This window comes from Catellatospora sp. KI3 (assembly GCF_029948125.1).
Taxonomy (GTDB): domain Bacteria; phylum Actinomycetota; class Actinomycetes; order Mycobacteriales; family Micromonosporaceae; genus Catellatospora.
Genome location: NZ_JASAMB010000046.1, coordinates 1 through 17,587, shown reverse-complemented (window position 1 = coordinate 17,587; position 17,587 = coordinate 1). Strand labels below are relative to the sequence as shown.

Here is a 17,587-nt window from a genome sequence, read left to right as displayed (position 1 = left end):
GTGCTGGACCGTGCGGTTTCGGCGAGACGAAAGACCGGTGTGCATGGCCTGCGGCCGGGAACCTGTTCCGGCCGAGTCCTACCCGGCGATGCGGGCACGTACGAGGAACGTCGGGTGCCCGCGATCGGTGCTTGCCGGGCGCTCGATCACCCGGTACTCGATCTCGCCGAACCCATGCTCGGCAAGTCGTCCGGCCCACTCCTCCGGCTCGAAGTCCCAGCGGGCGACGGCTGTGGCCGCGTTCATGTGCGTCCAGGAAAAGGCCAGGGTGCCCCGAAGTCTGCGGTGCACGGCCGGGAGCATCAGTTCGGGGTCGATGAACCACAGCGCGCCGAATACGGAGTACATCGCGTCGAACGGCTCGTCACCGGCTTCGAGGTAGGCCAGAGCATCGCCGTACACGAGCTGGAGGTCCGGCCACCGGCTCCTGGCGTGGGCGATCTGCGAAGCGGATGCGTCCACGCCGACGGCGTGATGCCCCTGCGCCCGCATGTGCGCCAGGTTCCCGCCCTTACCGCAGCCCAGGTCGAGCACCCGCGCGCCGGGTTGCAGGTCGAGCACTTCGAGGCCGGGACCATGGTCTGGGTACTGGGTCCAGTTGAACCAGGTATCCGATCCCGCCGCGTTGACGAGCCGGCGCGGCGGACGTTCCTGCGCGTACCGTTCCCAGGCTTGCGTCTCCACCATGGCCCCAGCCTCTCACCGCGTCACTTCGGGCTGTCGGTACAGCCCGCGTAGCACTGCGTGCACTCGGCGGCGCTCAGCTCCGGCCAGAACGCCGAGTCCACGTCGTGGCCTGCCGCCGTGATCGCGGCGACCGTGCGCGCACGCATGGCCCTGGCGCGGCCGGGAAGGCGCGGGTCGTGCTCGCGCTCGTCCTCGGGGATGTGGTGGATGAACGGCCCGGCGATCCGGTCGCAAAAGGCGGCGTAGTCCACGGTGCACCTCTGCCGAGATCCGCCCAGCGGCCGCAGTTTCAGGGAAAGTGCACGAAAGAGGTCCAAGATTCGTGTACTTTCCTCGAAACTGCACGAACGCCATAGACCCAGCAAAGGGTGCCCCCGGCAGGAATCGAACCTGCGACCTGCGGTTTAGGAAGGGGCTCGCTCACCGCGTCGCAACCTGTCAGCTACCTGCGGGGATTTCAGCCACTGCCCATGGCCAGCCCTAGATCATTCCGTACATGTTCCGCGCTGGCCCGCGCGCCTGCCCGTTGGTCGGCCTTCTGATCCGTAGACCCGTCCGCATCGCCAGTCGGCAGACCTCAACGACTTCGGCTCCAGCTCGTGAAGTTCACCGATGAGCAGCCGGAAGCCGAGCGCTGGGGTCACGCTGGGGTCAGCACGAACGCCGTCACCTTCCGAGTACTCGCGACACGACCCGCGCCTACCACTCGATTTAGCCCGCCGCTACGTCGCTTTGGCATCAGCCAGCAGGTGACATCCCTATCGCCATACACTAGGTTGATTATGCGAGCCATGGGAGACGCCCCTGCATTCACAGGATGCGGGGACGTTTACTGCCAGGCTTCGGGGTTGGCCGACCGGCCCATGAGGGGTAGACGATCAGATCGTCTACTGCCGGTGTCCGTGTCTCGACATCGGCGTCACCGAAGCTGCCGGTAGCTTCCCGGATGTGAGCCTGAGTCGTATGACTGTCATCAATGCGCTTGCATCCGGAAAGCCGGATGATCTGCTCGGTCTTCCCGAGACGTCGTGGCTGGACTTTAAGTCCTCCCCTTACCCGATCAAGACGGACAAGGGAAAGTATGAGCTGTGTAAGGACGTCGCGGCATTCGCCAATGCCCAGGGCGGCCTGCTGGTCCTCGGTATTTCCACGAGGAAGCTTGACGATCAAGCGCTGGAGGTAGCGGACAAACGGCACCCGTTCCCCCAGAGCGCGGCTGACCTGAACACCTGGATTGATGTACTGAACGAGCACCTGCGGCCACGGGTGGTCGTCAGTCACTCTTGGTACCCGGACCCCGACAGCCCAGACCATTACCTGGTGCTTGACGTCGAACCGGTGGCGGAAAGCGCGCGATATGTCATCGTCCGGAGAATGATCAACGACCGGGACAAGCTCGCAGAGGGTGTTGTGATCCCGCAACGCCACGGCGACAGAACCGTGTACCTGCCGCCCGACGACGTATACGGCCTGATCAACGAGGGTCTGCGGGCAAGAGCCTGGCCTCAGGAGACGGCCCAGATCATTCCTGTCGCAGATCTGGCTCTCCTGGCCGAAGAGTCCATCAACGAAATGGAGCAGATGCAGGACTGGGCGGATGTTCCAGTGCTCTACCTCCAGAGCATTCCGACCGGCCGTGCGGGGCTTCTGCGCGAGATGTTCGGCGGGAACGGGGTGCAGGGTGCCCTGAGTCACCAAGACGTCCTGAGGCGGGACGGCTTCAACCTGGCGGACCGTACGGGAAGACTCCGCGTGCTAGGTGGTGGTCTATATCTAGATCAGACCCGGTATGCCCTCTGGGTGCGTCCCAACGGTCTGATAACAGCAGGACTGCCAGCAACATCGGACCTGCTGGGCTGGGCGATGGAGCAGTACTCGCGTCGAGAACGCATCAACCCGTGGGTTCTCACGGAAATGACCTTGGAGTACTTCCGGATCGCAGACGATCTCATCAAGCCGCGGGTGACTGGAGCAGTCGAACACCGGATCGTGGCTCGACGCTTCAGGGGCGATGAACCGCGTCTGCTCGGTGCTGCGAACTTTCCGCTTCACATGATGATCAGTGACGCGCAGCCAGCCAGCGCGGACACCTTGGACTTGTCCTGGCCGGCAGTTGGCGATCCTGAGCGTGACGCGTATGAAGCCCTCTTGAGGGTCTACGGTCTGTTCGGGTTGGACGTCGGGATTAATCGCGACGTCGAGGACGACCGAGTACCGATGTCCCGGTTCAGGGAGCGAGACTAGCCGTGGCCGTCGCGCCAGGTCTGGCCGAAATGACTCGTCAGTACGGCCGGTCCTTGAACCCTGAACCTACGGATTTGCCGCAGCATGGTCGTACAGGGGCAGCCACGAAGTCACATGGGCTACCAACAGTGCGCAGGGCCGATCCCGGTCAACGCCGTTGCTGTACTTCGCTGCTGTACTCATTCCTCTGCGCAATGTGCCCTTGGGGGTGGAGTGGGTGACGGTCTGGAAGCTCTGAAGGATGGCGGGGCGCGGTCCACGGTTCAGTCATGTGCCGGTATCCGAGCGCCTCTGGTGCCTTGAATCCGGCCGTGGTGAAGTTATCCGGGCATCGACTTAGGGGGATGGGTGAGCAGGGCACGTCGATGGTTACTGGTGGTCGCTCCGTCCGTCGCCGGTGCATGCATAGTCGCGGGGGTCCTTGCGACGTGGATCGGCGCAGACACGGGTACGGCCGTTACGGCCGCCACGTTCGCCGGTGGCTCCGTCTTGGTGCCGTTGGGAGCGTGGGCCGAACGGGGCATGTCCCCATCGCGCAAAGCTCGCCGAGGTGCGGAGGCGACCAATGGCGGCGGGGCCGAGGGGCATGTCTTTCTGTGCTACAGCCATGCCGATGCGACCGACTACGCCAACAGGCTTGCTGGCGTCCTCGAACGTGCTGGAATTCCTGTCTGGCATGACCGCCGCATCGGCAGTGGCGATCGCTGGACGCGAATGATCAAATCCCGGCTGGAGTCCGCCGTGGCGGTGGTGGTCGTTATGACCCCACGAGGAGCCGAGTCACGGTGGGTCGCAAGGGAGATTGCATTGGCCGAAGAGATGGCCAAGCCGATCTTTCCGCTGCTACTCGACGGCAAGCGGTACTTCGCTCTGTCTGATCTTCAGTACGAAGACGTCACCGGTGGGCAAATGCCACTGGAGGCGCTGGTGGTCAGGCTTCGCGCCCTGGTCCCAGACTCGATAACCCCTGCCGACAGGCCGCAGCCAATAGCCACAGTGCCAGAGGCGAAGGCGGAAACGCCGAGGGCGGCCAACCCTTCAGCCCTCCCTAAACCGTCGGTGCGCACACCGAGGACCGCTAGCGACCGGCCCTGGCGGCTAATGCGCCGCTATTGGGGTTGGCTCACCACTGCCGCGGTCGGCACAGTCATCTTCGCCATGATCGTTGCGGTCGCACTCAACGGCAATCCTTCAAATAACGGCTCAGTATCCTCAAGTCCAACCGAGACCGTGAGGCCGAGCCCGAGCCCTTCTCGAAGCGTCGTCGCACCCTTCGCTCCTGTTCAGCGGCTGGCCACTCTCACACACACAAGCCCGGTTAATGCGGTGGCATTCAGCCTGAATGGCCCATTTTTGATAACCGGCAGCTACAAAGAGGCCACCCTCTGGAATGTGAACCATGCCGCCGCACCGCAGCGAGTAAAGGTACTCGCCGACCACACTGAGCATGTAACAGCGGTGGGGTATAGCCCGAACGGCAATCTCATGGCCACCGGTAGCGACGACAAAACGGTGATCCTGTGGGACGTGTTCGTGCCGGGTTCCCCAGACCGCCTGGCCACCCTCACCGACCACCATGACTTCGTGTACGCGGTAGCATTCAACCAGGACGGCAAGATTATGGCTACGGGCAGTTATAAATCGGTGATCGTGTGGGATGTGTCCGTGCCGCACACGCCGCGTCGCCTGGCCACCCTCACAGATCACACCGAATTCGTAAACGCGGTGGCGTTCAGCCCAGATGGCAAGACCCTGGCTACCGCCAGCGGCGACAAGACGGTGCGCCTGTGGGATATGTCCGTCCCCGCCAAACCGCGTCGCCTGGGCGCCCTCGTTCATGGGGGTGCCGTGTACGCGCTAGCGTTCAGTCCAGATCGCAAAACCCTAGCTACTGCCAGCGGCGACATGACGGTGAAACTGTGGGACGTGTCCGCACCGCGCTCACCACGAGGCCTGGCCATCCTCACTGACCACCATGACCATGTGTACGCAGTGGCATTCAGCCCAGACGGCAAAACCATGGCCACCGGCAGCGGTGATAAGACGGCGATCGTGTGGGATCTGTCCGAAAGAACCAGACCGCTCGTCTTCGCCACCCTCACCGGCCATACGGGTCGTGTGCGCGCGGTGGCGTTCAGCCCGGACGGAAAATCCATAGCGACTGGTAGCGACGACAATACCGTGATCATCTGGTGGAGGTATGCGGTTAAATAAAGCGAGTTCCGTTCCGGTTCATGTTCGAATTTGCCCACAGGTTGTTCAGCGGTTGTCCTGGGTTTAGGCGTCGGTTGAGTCCCGCTGAGGTCAGCCATCTCCGGTGGTTCACGGGGACATAGCGGGGAACACGTCGGCCGCGCGTGTCGATGGTTTAAAGACTGGTGGCCCTCAGGCTCCCCGTCTGCCGTCGGCCCGCACCCCGTGGTCATGATCCCCCGATCTGGTCAAGGTGGAGCGCCCTACTGGACGAACGACCTTGACCAGATCGGGGGATCATGAAGGCTTTGCCCGGGCCGATGGTAGGCGGGGACTCCTCCCCGGAGCCCGAGTGTTTGAAGGCTTTTGACCTTAGAAAGCCCTGGTGATCGGACATGACGGCGCCCGGGAGGAGCGGTCCGGACCACGGCGGATATGCGAAATGATGATCTTAGGTCGAGGTTTTGATCTTCTCCCACGCCGACGATCGCCCCTTGATCATCCTGGCTAGCCTGATCAACCCTCCGGGCACGCCCGCGCTGGTCAGCGTCATGCGGCGACCGCAGCCGATCTCCGAAGCGCTTCGATCATGGCCTTCACCTGCGGCAACTGACGGTTCGGCTGCTGTCGAGTGCATTCCTACTGGTGAGGCGTTTGCTGCTGGCCGCCGGGGTGGACGCCGGGCGCCGCGCTGCCGCAGGCGTGGCGCGAGCGCCCGAGCGTCCCGGCCACGGTGCGGCCGCTTGCGGCCGCCTTGACCTCGTGAAGAAAGTTTCGACGAGGTCGGCTCCGACTCATAGGCAGCGGATTTACAGACGGCGCCCGGTACCGACATTGAGCAGCCATTATGGTCGGACCGGGGAGAACTTTGGCGCAACATCGTCGGTCTTGGTATTCACTTGAGCTACTACCGGGTTATGGCAACCTTCACAAGGGCCTGCCCATGAAGAAAGCCAGTTGCCCATAGAGTGACCCGCAAACTCCCTCTACATCGTTATGAACGATGTCGAAGCCTCCACCAAGTTTGCTGACCCAGGTGCCGTCGATCAGTTGCCGGGCGGCGTGGGTCGGAAGCCCGCCACCATCGCTGTAAATAGCGATCTTCTCTGTGCCGAACTCCAAGCTACCGGACTCACAGCGCGCATAACCCAGGGTCGCATACGCTTGCTCGAACGACGCCAAGGTAACCGGCACGCTTAACCCCGTGGGCCAGTAGTAACCACCTAGGCTTTTACCCGGGAATCCAGGTTGCGGCCACCACCAATTACCCATGTCACCAGCAGCGTAGGCGATGCAGTTGTACTTGGGATCAATTGGACTCGTGATCTCGAAGCCTTTTTCAGCGAGCCTAGGAAAGGCCTGAAGGAGGTCATCTCTACCCATCAATGAATCCCTCTTCGGCTCCCCATGCAAGCCATGCCAACCGGGCATCTTCCATGGTGGTTGTTCCCGCCGCTTTATCCTCACCCACTATCATTGCGAGTGCCCAAAACCAGTGATTGCTTCCAGACTCAAGGAGCTCATCAAGGATACATGGGATAACCTGCGGACCTAGACCAATAATCTGCTGGTAGGCCGAGTTCAGTATGATCGCGTCTAGGTTGGACAGAAACAGTGTCTCACTACGCCAGCGGGATGCGAGTCCCGAGAAGGTTCGAGCTACCTCCTGATCGCTCCTCACCAGAGTCCGGCGACGTTTGAAGCGGCTTCGTATCGCGAATTGATCGTGCTCGACTGCCTGAGGAACGTACCGATCGTCCCGATACCACTCATCCGGAACGATACTCATGTGGGCTGCCGGAAGCTTCCATGAGCGTTGCGGCGAAGAGATCTTGGGATTCACCAGCTTCTCCTATGCGTCCGGTTAGGCAGATTCCAGGATGGGCAAATCAGCCTGGGTGAGAAAGCGACGCAGCTCCTGTTCCTTCTCCTTTGCCTCGATGATTGCTTGGTGAAGGTCATCCAAGTCATCCGAAGACAGCGAAACGTACAATTCTAAATCGCCGTCTGTGTGGGCGTAGGCGATTTTCAGAGTGTGCGCAATCAATGCACCTTCCAGCGCAGTGCTGCCGTCCGCGAAAACCGGCCGCATATCGACCAGAACCGCAGCTGATCGCAGCACATACTGGTAGTCAGATGTCAACGTCGTGGTCTTCGTGACTAGCCCCAGCGCTGGCTGCCCCAAAATCGCTTCAAGTCGCCTTCGCAAGCTCTCGCGATCGCCGTTATTTAGCTCCAGTTCTGAAAGGGACGCAATCTGCTCCGCCACCATTCGTGGCGTCCAGTCATTGTCTATCGAAAGACGCTTTAGATTGAGACATACTTCAATCACTTCATTCGTTAAACGAGAAGTGGGAAAGCGCTCAAAAATACGAGCTTCAATTTCTTCCGGGCCTGCGGAAGCAGAAGAAAGCTCACGCAATAGGGCGTCGTAGTCTTCGGGAGACAATCTCGCAATCCACTGGAGGGCGGGATGCACACGTTTGGGCGCGCCCAGCTTCCGTATGTCCTGCGCCATGGTTCTCCGTCCGTTGACCTGGGGTTTTCTCACTGCCATCGTTCCCTAACTTTGCAGGGTGATTTCACAATATCGCGGTAAGGGTTGTCAACCTCCAAATAGGCCAAACTGACACATTCATGGTTTCGCAACGCCCCTGATCGACTATTTCCCAACTCATCGGTCAACAATCGGATTCTCAGGAAAGATCACTGGCTGCGGACCGACTACAACGTCACGGCCCATGGATCGCCTGCGCCGAGCTGGACCCTCCGGGTGACAGGCGGTGAGAATGGTTACAGCTATCTCGTGAACCCACGATCGGCGACCTGGATCGGCTCGGGCACGTCTATGCGGTCGACCTTCCATCCGCCCATGGCGACCTGTACGACGGTCACGGTCCATGTCTCGCTAGCTCTGTCCAGCTCGAATCGCCTGTCACCGGGCATGAAGCGCCCGTCAGACGCCCACTCGACCCGGTAGGTGAGGACCACAGCGCTGCCCTGGGCCCGTCTGCCCTGCGACCAGAGTCCGAGCACCACGTGGTAGCGGTAGGTGTCCTGCACCATCCACCAGCGTGCGAACGCTTGGCGCGGCTGTGCATTGGTGATCAGCGTGTCGAAGGCATCGTCATGCACACCCTGATACCTCAGGCTGTAGCTCTCGCCGTCGGGGCAGTCAGCCTCCACCATCACCCCAGCATCGTGATACCAGCGACCCGTCTCCGACAGGCACGACGTAGCTTCCAGCGCCCTTACCGCGGCTTCCGGCGACAGCTCTCCGACCAGTCCAAATCCGCGCGTGCGTGTCCAGATGTGCCAGCCCAACGCCATGGTGTTGCCGCCCAGCAGCACCACCATGACCAGCGCGTAGACCAGGGAGCCGCGGCCCCTCCCGCGAGAGCCGCCGAGCCACCATGCCGTTAGTACGCCCGCAGCTGCGAGAGCGGCCCATGCCCAGCCCAGATAGCCCAACGGCCACCATGGGTCCGGCCAGCGGACGGCGAACACGAGGTAGGTCATCAACCAGGGCACGTGCGCGACGACCAGGCGCACAGGCCCCGGCCGAGTCACATACGCCCAGCAGCAAACCGCCGAGTGAGAGCCGACGACCAGCGCCGACATGGCCGCGAACGCAGCAACCGCGCCGAGCTGGCTCTCCCCGTACATGTGGAAAAGGCCGGCGCCGCCGCCCAACGCACCACCAACACAGGTGGCCAGCACAAGCACGAAGAGGCCGCCAGCGGCGGCCCCTACGCGCTGCTTTGAAGTTCTGTTGATCACCATGGCCGAGAGTCTAGATCGATTGATCAAGCCGTTTACGTGCTAACTCATCGAATCCTTTACTGGAGGAGCCACGGTCACGTCGGGATTCTCGTCGACACCAGCGGCACCGATGCTGAGTCCAGCAAGCCGAACCGCTCGAACGCGTTGAAGTGCAATCCTCCTGGCGATATCGCCCCACTCACGCTGGTAAGGCATTCGAACCGTCTGGTTGGGGTGCTGACGATAAAGCCATGTTATGGCCGGGTCAAACCATCCATCGGTCACCTCACTGAGCGCCGCGAATAAGGCGATGTCGTCATCGGTTGGCACCCCACCCCATCCGCCGAGAGCGCGCACGCTTGCCGTGCGCGCAAGTAGGCCCGCGCAGTGAATGGGCCAGTTGCCGCCGCGAGCTTCTGCCCAGGCGTTCGCTGCGCCTGCTGGTACTCGACCAAACGGTAGATCGGGCGGGAAGCCTTTACGGCTGCCATCGGGCATCAGGTCGTCCGCCTGGGTAACCGCCCAATGAATGGAGCTGTCAGAAAACACTGGAACTACCGCTTCTATCGCGTCAGAGAATACGAGGTCATCAGCGTCTAGATTTCTGACGAATTCCCCCTCAGCTCTAGAAAGGGCAAGATTACGAGTGGATGCGATACCAAGCTTAGTACCATTCGCTGCATACTTAACTCGTTCAACACCGGCGAAGAAGTCGGCTATCTCAGATGCGGGACCGTCTTCTTGAACGCACCATTCATACTCCCATCCCGCAGGGAGGCGCAGTCTCCTGACGCTCGATAAGGTTTCCTCCAGGAAGGCTGATCCAGCTGGGTGAACCGCCGTGATGATAGAAACAAGCGCCACCGTGTGCCCTACCTCTCTATAGACGAAGGTCTAATCTCGCGTCTAGTCGTCCGCTGCCGAGTCGTAGGCCTGGTGGCTATCAGGCCAACGACGAAGATTTTCAGTGAACTCGACTTCAGTTCGATCAGCTGGGTAGAGGGCATCAGATAGTTCGACCACTCGACCGTCGATGTCAACGGACCTGCTACGAATTTGTAGCATCGAGACGCCCTGCTCTATGCCCCATTTCTGCCTATCTCCTGGCGTCGGTTGCACCGCAATGAGAGTGCGCGTTACGTGGTCAATCTCAATGCCAACCGTATAGAGCTGATGCTGATGCCCTCCCGGCCACGGTTCGTTTCTTTCGTCGAGTAGTGCAGGATTGGATTCGATTAGGGCAAGCGGAATGTAGGACACGCTGAAAGCGAGTCGATGTCCTGTTTCGCGGTCGACCATTTCGTAGGTGCGCTGCTGTATTTCCGTACCCGCCTTAATTCCAAACTCTAATGCCAGATCTTCCGTTGCAGAGACAGCGTCATACTTATGCGTCGAAATTGTGGCGTCGATTGGAACGCCCGCAGTCAATTCGATGGCACCGCGATGCGACCGGACGGAGCGAGGCTGAAGCACTAGATCTTTCTGCTCCTGCACCCATCCCGTGGAGAGCTTGATTCGCTTCGGGGGGACTCGAACCGTTGCCCGCTTACCACGGCCGCCGCTGACGCGACCCTCAGACTTCAGAACATCCAGAGCCTCCCGGGCCACGAGCGGAGCACAACGCCATTGGCTCGATAGCTCCTCGATCGTCGGCAGCGGCGCACCGGGCGCCAGCTGCCCCATGAGGATCTGAGCGCGGAGCGCATCAGCGATCTGGTGCTTCACGGGCACGGTGCCCTCGGTCGAGTGGGTCTGCATGCCCCCATTAGACCAGGCAGTTTTGTAGTTCGCTAGCTAAGTGCTTGACACCTCCGTGCGCACCCTCTTAGGCTACGCAACAAGTTCGCTAGCAAACTGGCGAACATGCCCCGATGATCGGGCGGCGGGGTGGCTACGGCTACGTCGCCCGCTTCGACCTGGTGCGCGGTTGGTGCTTGAGAACTTCACAGCGACAGGAATACAGCGCCGAAGGTCGTCTCGCGGTAGCCCTGCATGAAGCCACCTAGTGGTAGCGCCCGGTCGGTCCCGGGGGCAGCGGGGACGGTCGGGACGGGTTCCGGCGCTGGCAAGACCACACGAACGGCGATTTCCGTCGGGCTGGGTGCTGCCAGTCCCAGCCCGTGCGGAAGCCGCCACCGTGGCGGCCAGAAGGGATACCCCATGGCCAACCCGAGTACCACCGGCCCGGCGCCGGTCACTGACGCCGAGGTCCAAGCCGAGCTGAGCAAGTGGACCGGCGACGGTGCAGACATCACGCCGCTGGCGTACGCGGTCCGGATCGCCATCCGTCAGGTGACCGGGTCGGTTCTGCGGCCCGAGCTGGCCCGCGCCGTGCTGGCCGAGCTGGCTCGTCTCTACCCGCCGCAGTACATCACCGCCGCTCAGCCCCAGCACGACACGGTCTGGCACCTGGTCAACCGGTATGGGCAAGCCGTGGAGGCGGGCCGGTACTGCACCGCCGACAGTGCCGTGTTTGACATCGGCCCGGCGCCTGACCTGCTGTTCGACACGGCGGGGATGCCCGCCCGAGTTCGCATCCGCTGGAAGCGACCGGAGAGCCCGGACTACCGGTACCTGCGAGAGCTGGTGTCGGGCTGGTGCTGGGTGCCGGAGCACCGCCCCCAGGCGTTCGAGGTCACCCAGGCCCGGTACGCCCTGACCAGCACCGGCAGGGCGTGACTGGACGCTCACCGCCTCTGAACCGCACAGCAAGCGGCCCCGCCTGGATGCGACCCGGGCGGGGCCTGATCGCACCAACCCCACCTACCAAGGAGAGAGTTCGATGCCTTCTCAGGCTATCGCGGCTGCTGCCGCACCCGACCCGGGCACCGGCCCGCTGAACTGGAACCACCCCCTCGCTGAGCTGGCCGCCCGGCACTGCCAGGCCACCCACCTCGTGGTCCTGACCCGCCCGGTGGCGTGTGAGCCCTGCTGGGACGCGGTGCTGCTGGCTGACTGGATGTTCGCCGCCGAGTTCGACCTCCCGCTTGATGTGGAGGTCGACCCGTCGTACGTCGATGACGTGGCGGTCGACCGGGCCGTGAAGGCGGCCCGCGACGCCGACGCCCAGGACGACGACGAGGCCGCCTGGGCGCACCTGGCGCTGACCGACGCGGAGCGGGCCGAGGTCCGGCGCCGTCTGGCCGAGATCCGGACCCGCCGCAACCGCCGCTACCGGTTCGTGTGCTCCCGGGCCGCTGCCGCACGACGGGACGCCGACCGGTGACCCGCCCCGCCGCTGTGCTCACCCGCCGCCCGGGGCGGCCCCTGCCACTGGCCATCCAGGAGATGGCTGGCCGCTACGGCACGTCGATGCAGCGTGTCGGCCTGGCGTTCAACAGCGCCACCGGCACCCTGCACGGCAAGTCGTGGGAGTACTGGAACCGCGCTGGCCGCCGCCAGTACGCGGCGCTGGTGCGCCTGGCCCGTGCCGCGCAGCGCCCGGAGGTCTGGTGATGGCCCCGCAGTCCGGGCCGGTCGCCGTGACGCTCGTCGGCGCCCGCCATGACGTGGTCGCGTTCCTGCACCTGCTGGAGCAGGTCAGCTCCCTGGCCGACGTGTCCGACCCGATCCCTTCCGGCGCCTACGACGTCCGCGTGACCGCGACCGTGCGCCGCACCTTCCCCCTCACCGGAGGCCCGAAATGACCGCACCGACCAGCGCCTACCCCGTCAACACCGCCGACCTGGTCGGCGACTTCCAGAAGTGGGCCGACGAGCTGGGCACGGCCCCGTCCCAGCGCGCCACGATGAAGCGGTTCCGCATCGGCACCGACAAGGCCCGCACCCTCCTCGCCACCCTGACCACCACCGACGCCGACCAGTCCGACACCCCCGCCCCGGTCGCCGAGGCGGCCCCGGACGCGGTGCCGCAGGTGCTGCTGGACTCGGCAGCGCCGACCCCGGACCTGGTTCCCCAGGTCCCCGCCGCGCCGATCATGGTCGCGGCGTTGCCACTGACGGCGGTTGGCGTAGAAGCGGACACGAAGATCACGCCGACCGCGTCTGAGCCGAGCACCGACACGCCACCGCTGCGGGCGGTCGGCATCGCCCCGGTGACCTTCGCGGCTCCGGTCGACCTGGAGCCGGTGTTCACCGAAGACCCGCTGCCGGACCCGGTGCTCACCGAAGCGCCGATCCCCGTCACCGCACCGCCGCTGGCGCCGGTCGCCGCACCGATGCCGCAGGCCGTCACCGTGACCGAGGCGCCCGCGCGGCGCCGCAAGCCCAAGGTGCGTACCTGGCCAGTCCTGCTCGTGGGCATGGCCGCATTCATCGCCATCTGGGCCGGGTGGGTCGAGCTGGGCAAGCTCACCGGCTTCGGCATCGTCCACCCCCTGCCGGGCATCTGGGACAGCTTCAAGCTCAACACCGCGATCACCCTGCCCCTCGGTATGGACGCCTACGCCGCGTTCGCGCTCAAGGTCTGGTTCACCCCCGGCCTGCCGGTCAAGGCCCGGCGGTTCGCCCGCTGGTCCACGGTGGTGTCGCTGCTGGTCGGCATGGCCGGGCAGATCGCCTACCACCTGATGGTCGCCCAGGGCATCACCTCCGCCCCGTGGCAGATCACCACCGCCGTGTCCTGCCTGCCCGTGATCGTGCTCGGCCTGGCGTCCACGCTGGTTCACCTGGTCCGCGTCGATGACGAGGAGGCGTGATGTTGCAGCTCACGCCGATTGTCGAAGTGGTCACGGACGGGCCGGTACGGCACGGCAGCGTCGCTCACCTGCGGGCCGGTTACCACTGGACGACCACGCGCGTCGAGTACGGCCGCGAAGAGGTCAAGCAGCACTTCGCGCCGGTCCCGGCCTGTGCTGTGCCGACCGACAACGCCCCGCCGGCCACGGACGGACGCGGCTACTCCGGCGGCTGGGCACGGCACCGCGGAGCGGTCCCCTGCACTGCTGAGCAGTGCTTTCCCGGCGACGCCTGATCTGGCCGCCACCGTGCGGGCCGGGCCCATCACCCCCGGCCCGTCGCGGTGGCCGCCACACCGGCGACCAGGACACCGAGAGGAGTCCACTCCATGAAGAAGCGCCACCGGCGCCGCCCCACCACTGGTCCTGTTGGGGGCTGGTCGCAGGTGCTGGACGACGCGACCCGCAAAGCCGCCCGCCGCCGACGACGCCGCGCCGCGAACTGGCTGGTCGCCCACCCGAAGACCCTGTTCGCGCTCCGGGTCACCCGGGGCGCATGGCGCCGCCGTCATATCCCGATCCGGGCTGGGCGGGCGGTACTGGGCGGGGTCAACTGGCTGACCGACCAGGCCATGAGCCGGGCCGGTCGCACCTGGGCGCACCGTAGTGCCCGTGCCCAGCGGTCCACCTACTACGGGTGGGACGGCCTGGTCACCTGCGCGTTGTGTGGGCGCCGTGTGCCTCTGCACCGACAACAGACCCACGTGCTGTGGCACGAGCAGCAAGGCGGGCACGCCCAGAACACCCCCACCCTGGCCGGTGGCAATGCCGCCACCGGCCGTCCGACCGGCTCGAAGACCGGGCCGACCCCCAACCCGAACCGTGGAGGTTCCCGCATGGCCACCGCCCTGGCGTCCCTGCTCCTACGTGCCGCCTCCGGTATCGGCGAACTGCCGCCCGGTGACGCCTGGTTCCTCACCTCCCAACTCGTCGGCCTGGCCCGTGGCTCAGTCGCGGTCGGCGATGCCCTGGGCGACTACGCCGAGACCCTGGACACCGCCCGCCTGGACCCGCGTGTGACCCGGCCGATCCTGGCCGCCATGGAGAACTACGCCCAGGCGGGCGCCGACCTGGCCAAGGCCGCCAAGACCTTCCGCGACCTCTACGAATCGCAGATGGAGGCCGCCGAGGCGGGCGTCTCGCAGCCCAACGTCGCCGGGTTCTTCGACCCCCGCAACGCCTCCTGACCCACCAGCGGTGCGGCCCGCCGACGCGGGCCGCACCCCTTCCCAGCTGGAGGAACAATGTTCGGCAGCAAAGACCGTAAGCGTGAACTGGCTTTGATCGACGACAGCCGCCGCCGACACCTGGTCACCGACTGGGTGATCCCCACCGTGTGGAGATACCGGCGCCAGCTGGCGCCGTTCGGAGTCGCCGGGCTGACCCTGGCCGCCGGAGGCGCCGCGCTCGCCGTGCGCCTGGCGGCCGACGACGGCTGGCTGTGGGGCTGCTACGGCGTCGGCGGACTGTGCGCCGCCGCCTGGCTGTCCCGCCTGTCCGGCTACGACCGCGCCCTAGGCGCCGTGGTCACCGGCACCACCGCCGCGTGGACCCTGGCCGTCGCTTACTGGCCGACCAGCGGCGCCCTGTACGGCCTGTGGGCACTGGGCACGCCGGTGCTGGGGCTGGGCTGGTGGATGTCGGGCACCCTGCGCGCGCAGCTGCGCGCCGACCGCGTTCGCCAGCGCTGGGACACCGTCGCCAAACTCGCCGGCGTCGCAGGCGCCCACCTGCTGGGCACCCGCGCTACCCCGGCCGGAGAGGTGCTGCGGGTCAAGCTCACCGCAGGCCAGAACGCCAAGAGCGTGCAGCGGGAGGCCATCGAGTCGGCGTACGAGCTGCGGCCCGGCGCCGTCAAGGTCGAGCAGGACGAGGCCAACAGCCGCGTGGTGTTCGTGCACATCACCGAGACCGACCCGTGGACCGCCGACCTCACCCACCCCGCCCTGCGAGTCCTGCACACCAACAACTAGACCGACTGGAGGCCCCACCCATGGCACGCACCGCCGCAGCCAGCGCCGACCAGCTTGACCCGGCCGACCAGTGGACCGCAGGCGCCCGCACCGCCCGCGACCCGCTCCCGGTCGGCGTCTACGAAGACGGCACCCCCGCCCACGCCTCGCCCTGGACCAAGGTCGGCGGACGCAACGTGTTCGTCACCGGCGCCATGGGCAGCGGAAAGACCAACCTGCTCAACGTCCTCACGGCCGGACTGGTCGCCTGCCACGACACGGTCATCTTCGGCGCCGACGTCGCCAAGAGCGGCAAAAGCCTCGCCCCATGGATCACCTGCTTCGACTGGTTCGCCACCACACCCGAAGAAGTCCTGCTCATGCTCCGGGCCATGAACCGAATCATTAAGGCGCGCGCCACCGAGGGCGCCCGCCTGGCCGCCCAGGGCAAAGGCGACGCCGTGTTGCAGCCCTCCCCGCGCCTGCCGCTACTGGTCGGGATCTTCGATGAGCTGTCGTCACTGCTGGGCCGCGACAGCGACGTCGCCGACGCCTGCACCGAGGAGATGACCCAGATAGCCGAGACCGACCGCGAAGTAGCGGTCGCGATGATCCTGTCCACGCAGAAGCCCACCCAGGACTCCCTCGGCAACAGCGGACGGCTCAAGTCCCAGTTGAACCCGGTGCTGGCCGGGCGCATGAACCGACTGTCCGACCTGCGATGGGCGCTGCCCAACGCACCCGCCGAATCGCTCAACCTCGGCGTCTACACCACCCCCGGCGTGTGGCTGTCCCAGGACGGCGCCGACGCCTCACCCCTACCCATGCGCAGCTTCGCCCTGTACGAACCCGCCGACGTCGCCCGACTGGCCGCCTACTACGCACCCCACCGGCCGCAGCTCGACGCAGTGAGCCGCCTGGCCGCAGGCCCGGACTACGCCAACCGCAACCGCGACCCGTTCGGCATCGGCGCCGACACCACACCCACCCCGGCGGCGCCGACCGAGGCTGCCCCCGCCGCGCCGGTCGCCCAACGGCCTGCCCCGGACCGGCGGGTCACCAAGGCCGACGCCGTAGCCGCCAGCGCCCAGGCCAAGGCAGCGATCGAGCAGGTGGCCGACCTGCCCGATCTGCCGCCGGTCGACCTGGACAACCTCACCCAACTCCACCCGCCCGCCCACGAGCCGGTCGACCCCGACGCCATCGCAGTCGTTCTGACCGCCCTGCAAGGCGCCCCGGACGGACTGACCCGCGCCGAGATCCAGGCCGCCACCGGCCGCAGCAAGTCATGGACCTGCGAAATCCTCGCCGCCATGACCCGCGACGAGCAGGTCTCCCACACCCGCGACACCGGCAAAGGCGGCCAGCGCCGCTACCGCCTCACTCACCCGACGTAACCGTCCGGTCCAACCGTCCAACCGTCCGCCCGAACCGCATCGCGCGCGTGTACGGGCGCTATCTGGCACACCCGTGGACGCGTGGGCGGACGCCTACACGCCCGCCCGCGCATACACGCAACGTGACACACGCGGGCGCGCAGGCGCCCGCCCAGCCGAGGGAGCAACCGTGATCGCCCGCCTGTACGAAGCCGTCACCGGCACCCCGTGGACCACCGGCCGCAGCGCCGCAGCCGAGTTCGGGCCGACCGTGGCCACCCGCTACGCCGACGCCCTGTCCTGGCTGACCGACGCCGAACTGATGGCCATGACCCCCGCCCAGGCAGCCGCCTACGGCCAGGCCATGGCCGCCGCCCGCACCGACATCGAACGTGTCGAGATCTTCGAAGCGTTCGACCTCGTCTCCTGACGTGCCGCCCCACCGATCGGCCCGGCCTGGTGACCACCAGGCCGCGCCGACCACGACGCCCACCGACCAGCCCCGGAAGGGAGCACCACCGATGAACGACTTCATGGCCGCCGCCCTGGCCGCAGCCCGCAAGGGCTGGCACGTGTTCCCCCTGATTCCCGGCGCCAAGGAACCCGCCGTGTCCCGGTGGGAGCAGCGCGCCACCACTGACCCCGACCGCATCCGGCGCTGCTGGTCCTGCGGTCCC

General features: G+C 65.5%; 21 protein-coding genes. 13 read left to right on the top strand and 8 right to left on the bottom strand.

The genetic code is table 11. From position 1 onward, the window contains the following. Nucleotides 1–78: 78 nt before the first annotated feature. Both QEZ54_RS35480 and QEZ54_RS35475 read right to left on the bottom strand, forming a co-directional pair. A complete protein-coding gene (locus QEZ54_RS35480; protein ID WP_281309170.1) occupies nucleotides 79–687 on the bottom strand; it encodes a class I SAM-dependent methyltransferase in 609 nt (202 codons plus the stop codon). 20 nt (nucleotides 688–707) lie between these two features. After that, entirely contained in the window at nucleotides 708–938 is a 231-nt protein-coding gene (locus QEZ54_RS35475; protein WP_281309169.1) for a hypothetical protein, read from the bottom strand. A gap of 712 nt (nucleotides 939–1,650) precedes the next feature. Here QEZ54_RS35475 and QEZ54_RS35470 point away from each other — a divergent pair. Together QEZ54_RS35470 and QEZ54_RS35465 are read left to right on the top strand one after the other, a co-directional pair. Then, nucleotides 1,651–2,931, top strand: coding sequence for an ATP-binding protein (locus QEZ54_RS35470; RefSeq protein WP_281309168.1), 1,281 nt, complete (start codon nucleotides 1,651–1,653; stop codon nucleotides 2,929–2,931). Between the two features lie 522 nt (nucleotides 2,932–3,453). Beyond that, on the top strand, nucleotides 3,454–5,145 hold the full coding sequence (locus tag QEZ54_RS35465) for a TIR domain-containing protein (RefSeq protein WP_281309167.1): 1,692 nt from the start codon (nucleotides 3,454–3,456) through the stop codon (nucleotides 5,143–5,145). 906 nt (nucleotides 5,146–6,051) lie between these two features. Here the strand turns inward: QEZ54_RS35465 and QEZ54_RS35460 are convergent. The 6 genes from QEZ54_RS35460 to QEZ54_RS35435 form a co-directional block, all read right to left on the bottom strand. Then, a complete protein-coding gene (locus QEZ54_RS35460; protein ID WP_281309166.1) occupies nucleotides 6,052–6,507 on the bottom strand; it encodes a hypothetical protein in 456 nt (151 codons plus the stop codon). Then, entirely contained in the window at nucleotides 6,500–6,967 is a 468-nt protein-coding gene (locus tag QEZ54_RS35455; RefSeq protein ID WP_281309165.1) for a hypothetical protein, read from the bottom strand. The genes QEZ54_RS35460 and QEZ54_RS35455 overlap by 8 nt, the downstream gene beginning before the upstream one ends. A gap of 21 nt (nucleotides 6,968–6,988) precedes the next feature. Next, nucleotides 6,989–7,642, bottom strand: coding sequence for a hypothetical protein (locus tag QEZ54_RS35450; RefSeq protein ID WP_281309164.1), 654 nt, complete (start codon nucleotides 7,640–7,642; stop codon nucleotides 6,989–6,991). A 281-nt stretch (nucleotides 7,643–7,923) separates the two neighbouring features. Further along, on the bottom strand, nucleotides 7,924–8,907 hold the full coding sequence (locus tag QEZ54_RS35445; RefSeq protein ID WP_281309163.1) for a hypothetical protein: 984 nt from the start codon (nucleotides 8,905–8,907) through the stop codon (nucleotides 7,924–7,926). A 39-nt stretch (nucleotides 8,908–8,946) separates the two neighbouring features. Then, nucleotides 8,947–9,750, bottom strand: a complete 804-nt coding sequence (locus tag QEZ54_RS35440; protein ID WP_281309162.1) for a glycosyltransferase family A protein — start codon at nucleotides 9,748–9,750, stop codon at nucleotides 8,947–8,949. Nucleotides 9,751–9,792: 42 nt separating this feature from the next. After that, nucleotides 9,793–10,644 (bottom strand): GntR family transcriptional regulator, encoded by an 852-nt coding sequence (locus QEZ54_RS35435; RefSeq protein ID WP_281309161.1) that lies wholly within the window; start codon nucleotides 10,642–10,644, stop codon nucleotides 9,793–9,795. A gap of 402 nt (nucleotides 10,645–11,046) precedes the next feature. On the opposite strand from QEZ54_RS35435, the gene QEZ54_RS35430 reads away from it, so the two are divergent. The 11 genes from QEZ54_RS35430 to QEZ54_RS35380 form a co-directional block, all read left to right on the top strand. Continuing rightward, the gene (locus tag QEZ54_RS35430; protein WP_281309160.1) at nucleotides 11,047–11,565 is read left to right on the top strand and encodes a hypothetical protein; all 519 of its coding nucleotides are present in this window, start codon (nucleotides 11,047–11,049) and stop codon (nucleotides 11,563–11,565) included. 103 nt (nucleotides 11,566–11,668) lie between these two features. Beyond that, entirely contained in the window at nucleotides 11,669–12,112 is a 444-nt protein-coding gene (locus QEZ54_RS35425) for a hypothetical protein (protein ID WP_281309159.1), read from the top strand. Continuing rightward, nucleotides 12,109–12,342, top strand: a complete 234-nt coding sequence (locus tag QEZ54_RS35420) for a hypothetical protein (RefSeq protein WP_281309158.1) — start codon at nucleotides 12,109–12,111, stop codon at nucleotides 12,340–12,342. The genes QEZ54_RS35425 and QEZ54_RS35420 overlap by 4 nt, the downstream gene beginning before the upstream one ends. Beyond that, the gene (locus QEZ54_RS35415) at nucleotides 12,342–12,533 is read left to right on the top strand and encodes a hypothetical protein (RefSeq protein ID WP_281309157.1); all 192 of its coding nucleotides are present in this window, start codon (nucleotides 12,342–12,344) and stop codon (nucleotides 12,531–12,533) included. Before QEZ54_RS35420 ends, QEZ54_RS35415 begins: the two co-directional genes overlap by 1 nt. Continuing rightward, nucleotides 12,530–13,543, top strand: coding sequence for an ABC transporter permease (locus QEZ54_RS35410; RefSeq protein WP_281309156.1), 1,014 nt, complete (start codon nucleotides 12,530–12,532; stop codon nucleotides 13,541–13,543). The genes QEZ54_RS35415 and QEZ54_RS35410 overlap by 4 nt, the downstream gene beginning before the upstream one ends. Then, a complete protein-coding gene (locus QEZ54_RS35405; protein ID WP_281309155.1) occupies nucleotides 13,543–13,818 on the top strand; it encodes a hypothetical protein in 276 nt (91 codons plus the stop codon). Before QEZ54_RS35410 ends, QEZ54_RS35405 begins: the two co-directional genes overlap by 1 nt. A gap of 93 nt (nucleotides 13,819–13,911) precedes the next feature. Next, a complete protein-coding gene (locus QEZ54_RS35400) occupies nucleotides 13,912–14,769 on the top strand; it encodes a hypothetical protein (RefSeq protein WP_281309154.1) in 858 nt (285 codons plus the stop codon). A 57-nt stretch (nucleotides 14,770–14,826) separates the two neighbouring features. Next, entirely contained in the window at nucleotides 14,827–15,555 is a 729-nt protein-coding gene (locus QEZ54_RS35395; RefSeq protein WP_281309153.1) for a hypothetical protein, read from the top strand. A 20-nt stretch (nucleotides 15,556–15,575) separates the two neighbouring features. Next, the gene (locus QEZ54_RS35390) at nucleotides 15,576–16,931 is read left to right on the top strand and encodes a hypothetical protein (RefSeq protein WP_281309152.1); all 1,356 of its coding nucleotides are present in this window, start codon (nucleotides 15,576–15,578) and stop codon (nucleotides 16,929–16,931) included. A gap of 169 nt (nucleotides 16,932–17,100) precedes the next feature. Beyond that, nucleotides 17,101–17,340, top strand: a complete 240-nt coding sequence (locus tag QEZ54_RS35385) for a hypothetical protein (RefSeq protein ID WP_281309151.1) — start codon at nucleotides 17,101–17,103, stop codon at nucleotides 17,338–17,340. A gap of 91 nt (nucleotides 17,341–17,431) precedes the next feature. Next, nucleotides 17,432–17,587: bifunctional DNA primase/polymerase (locus QEZ54_RS35380; protein WP_281309176.1), on the top strand; the 156-nt coding region annotated here is incomplete at its 3' end.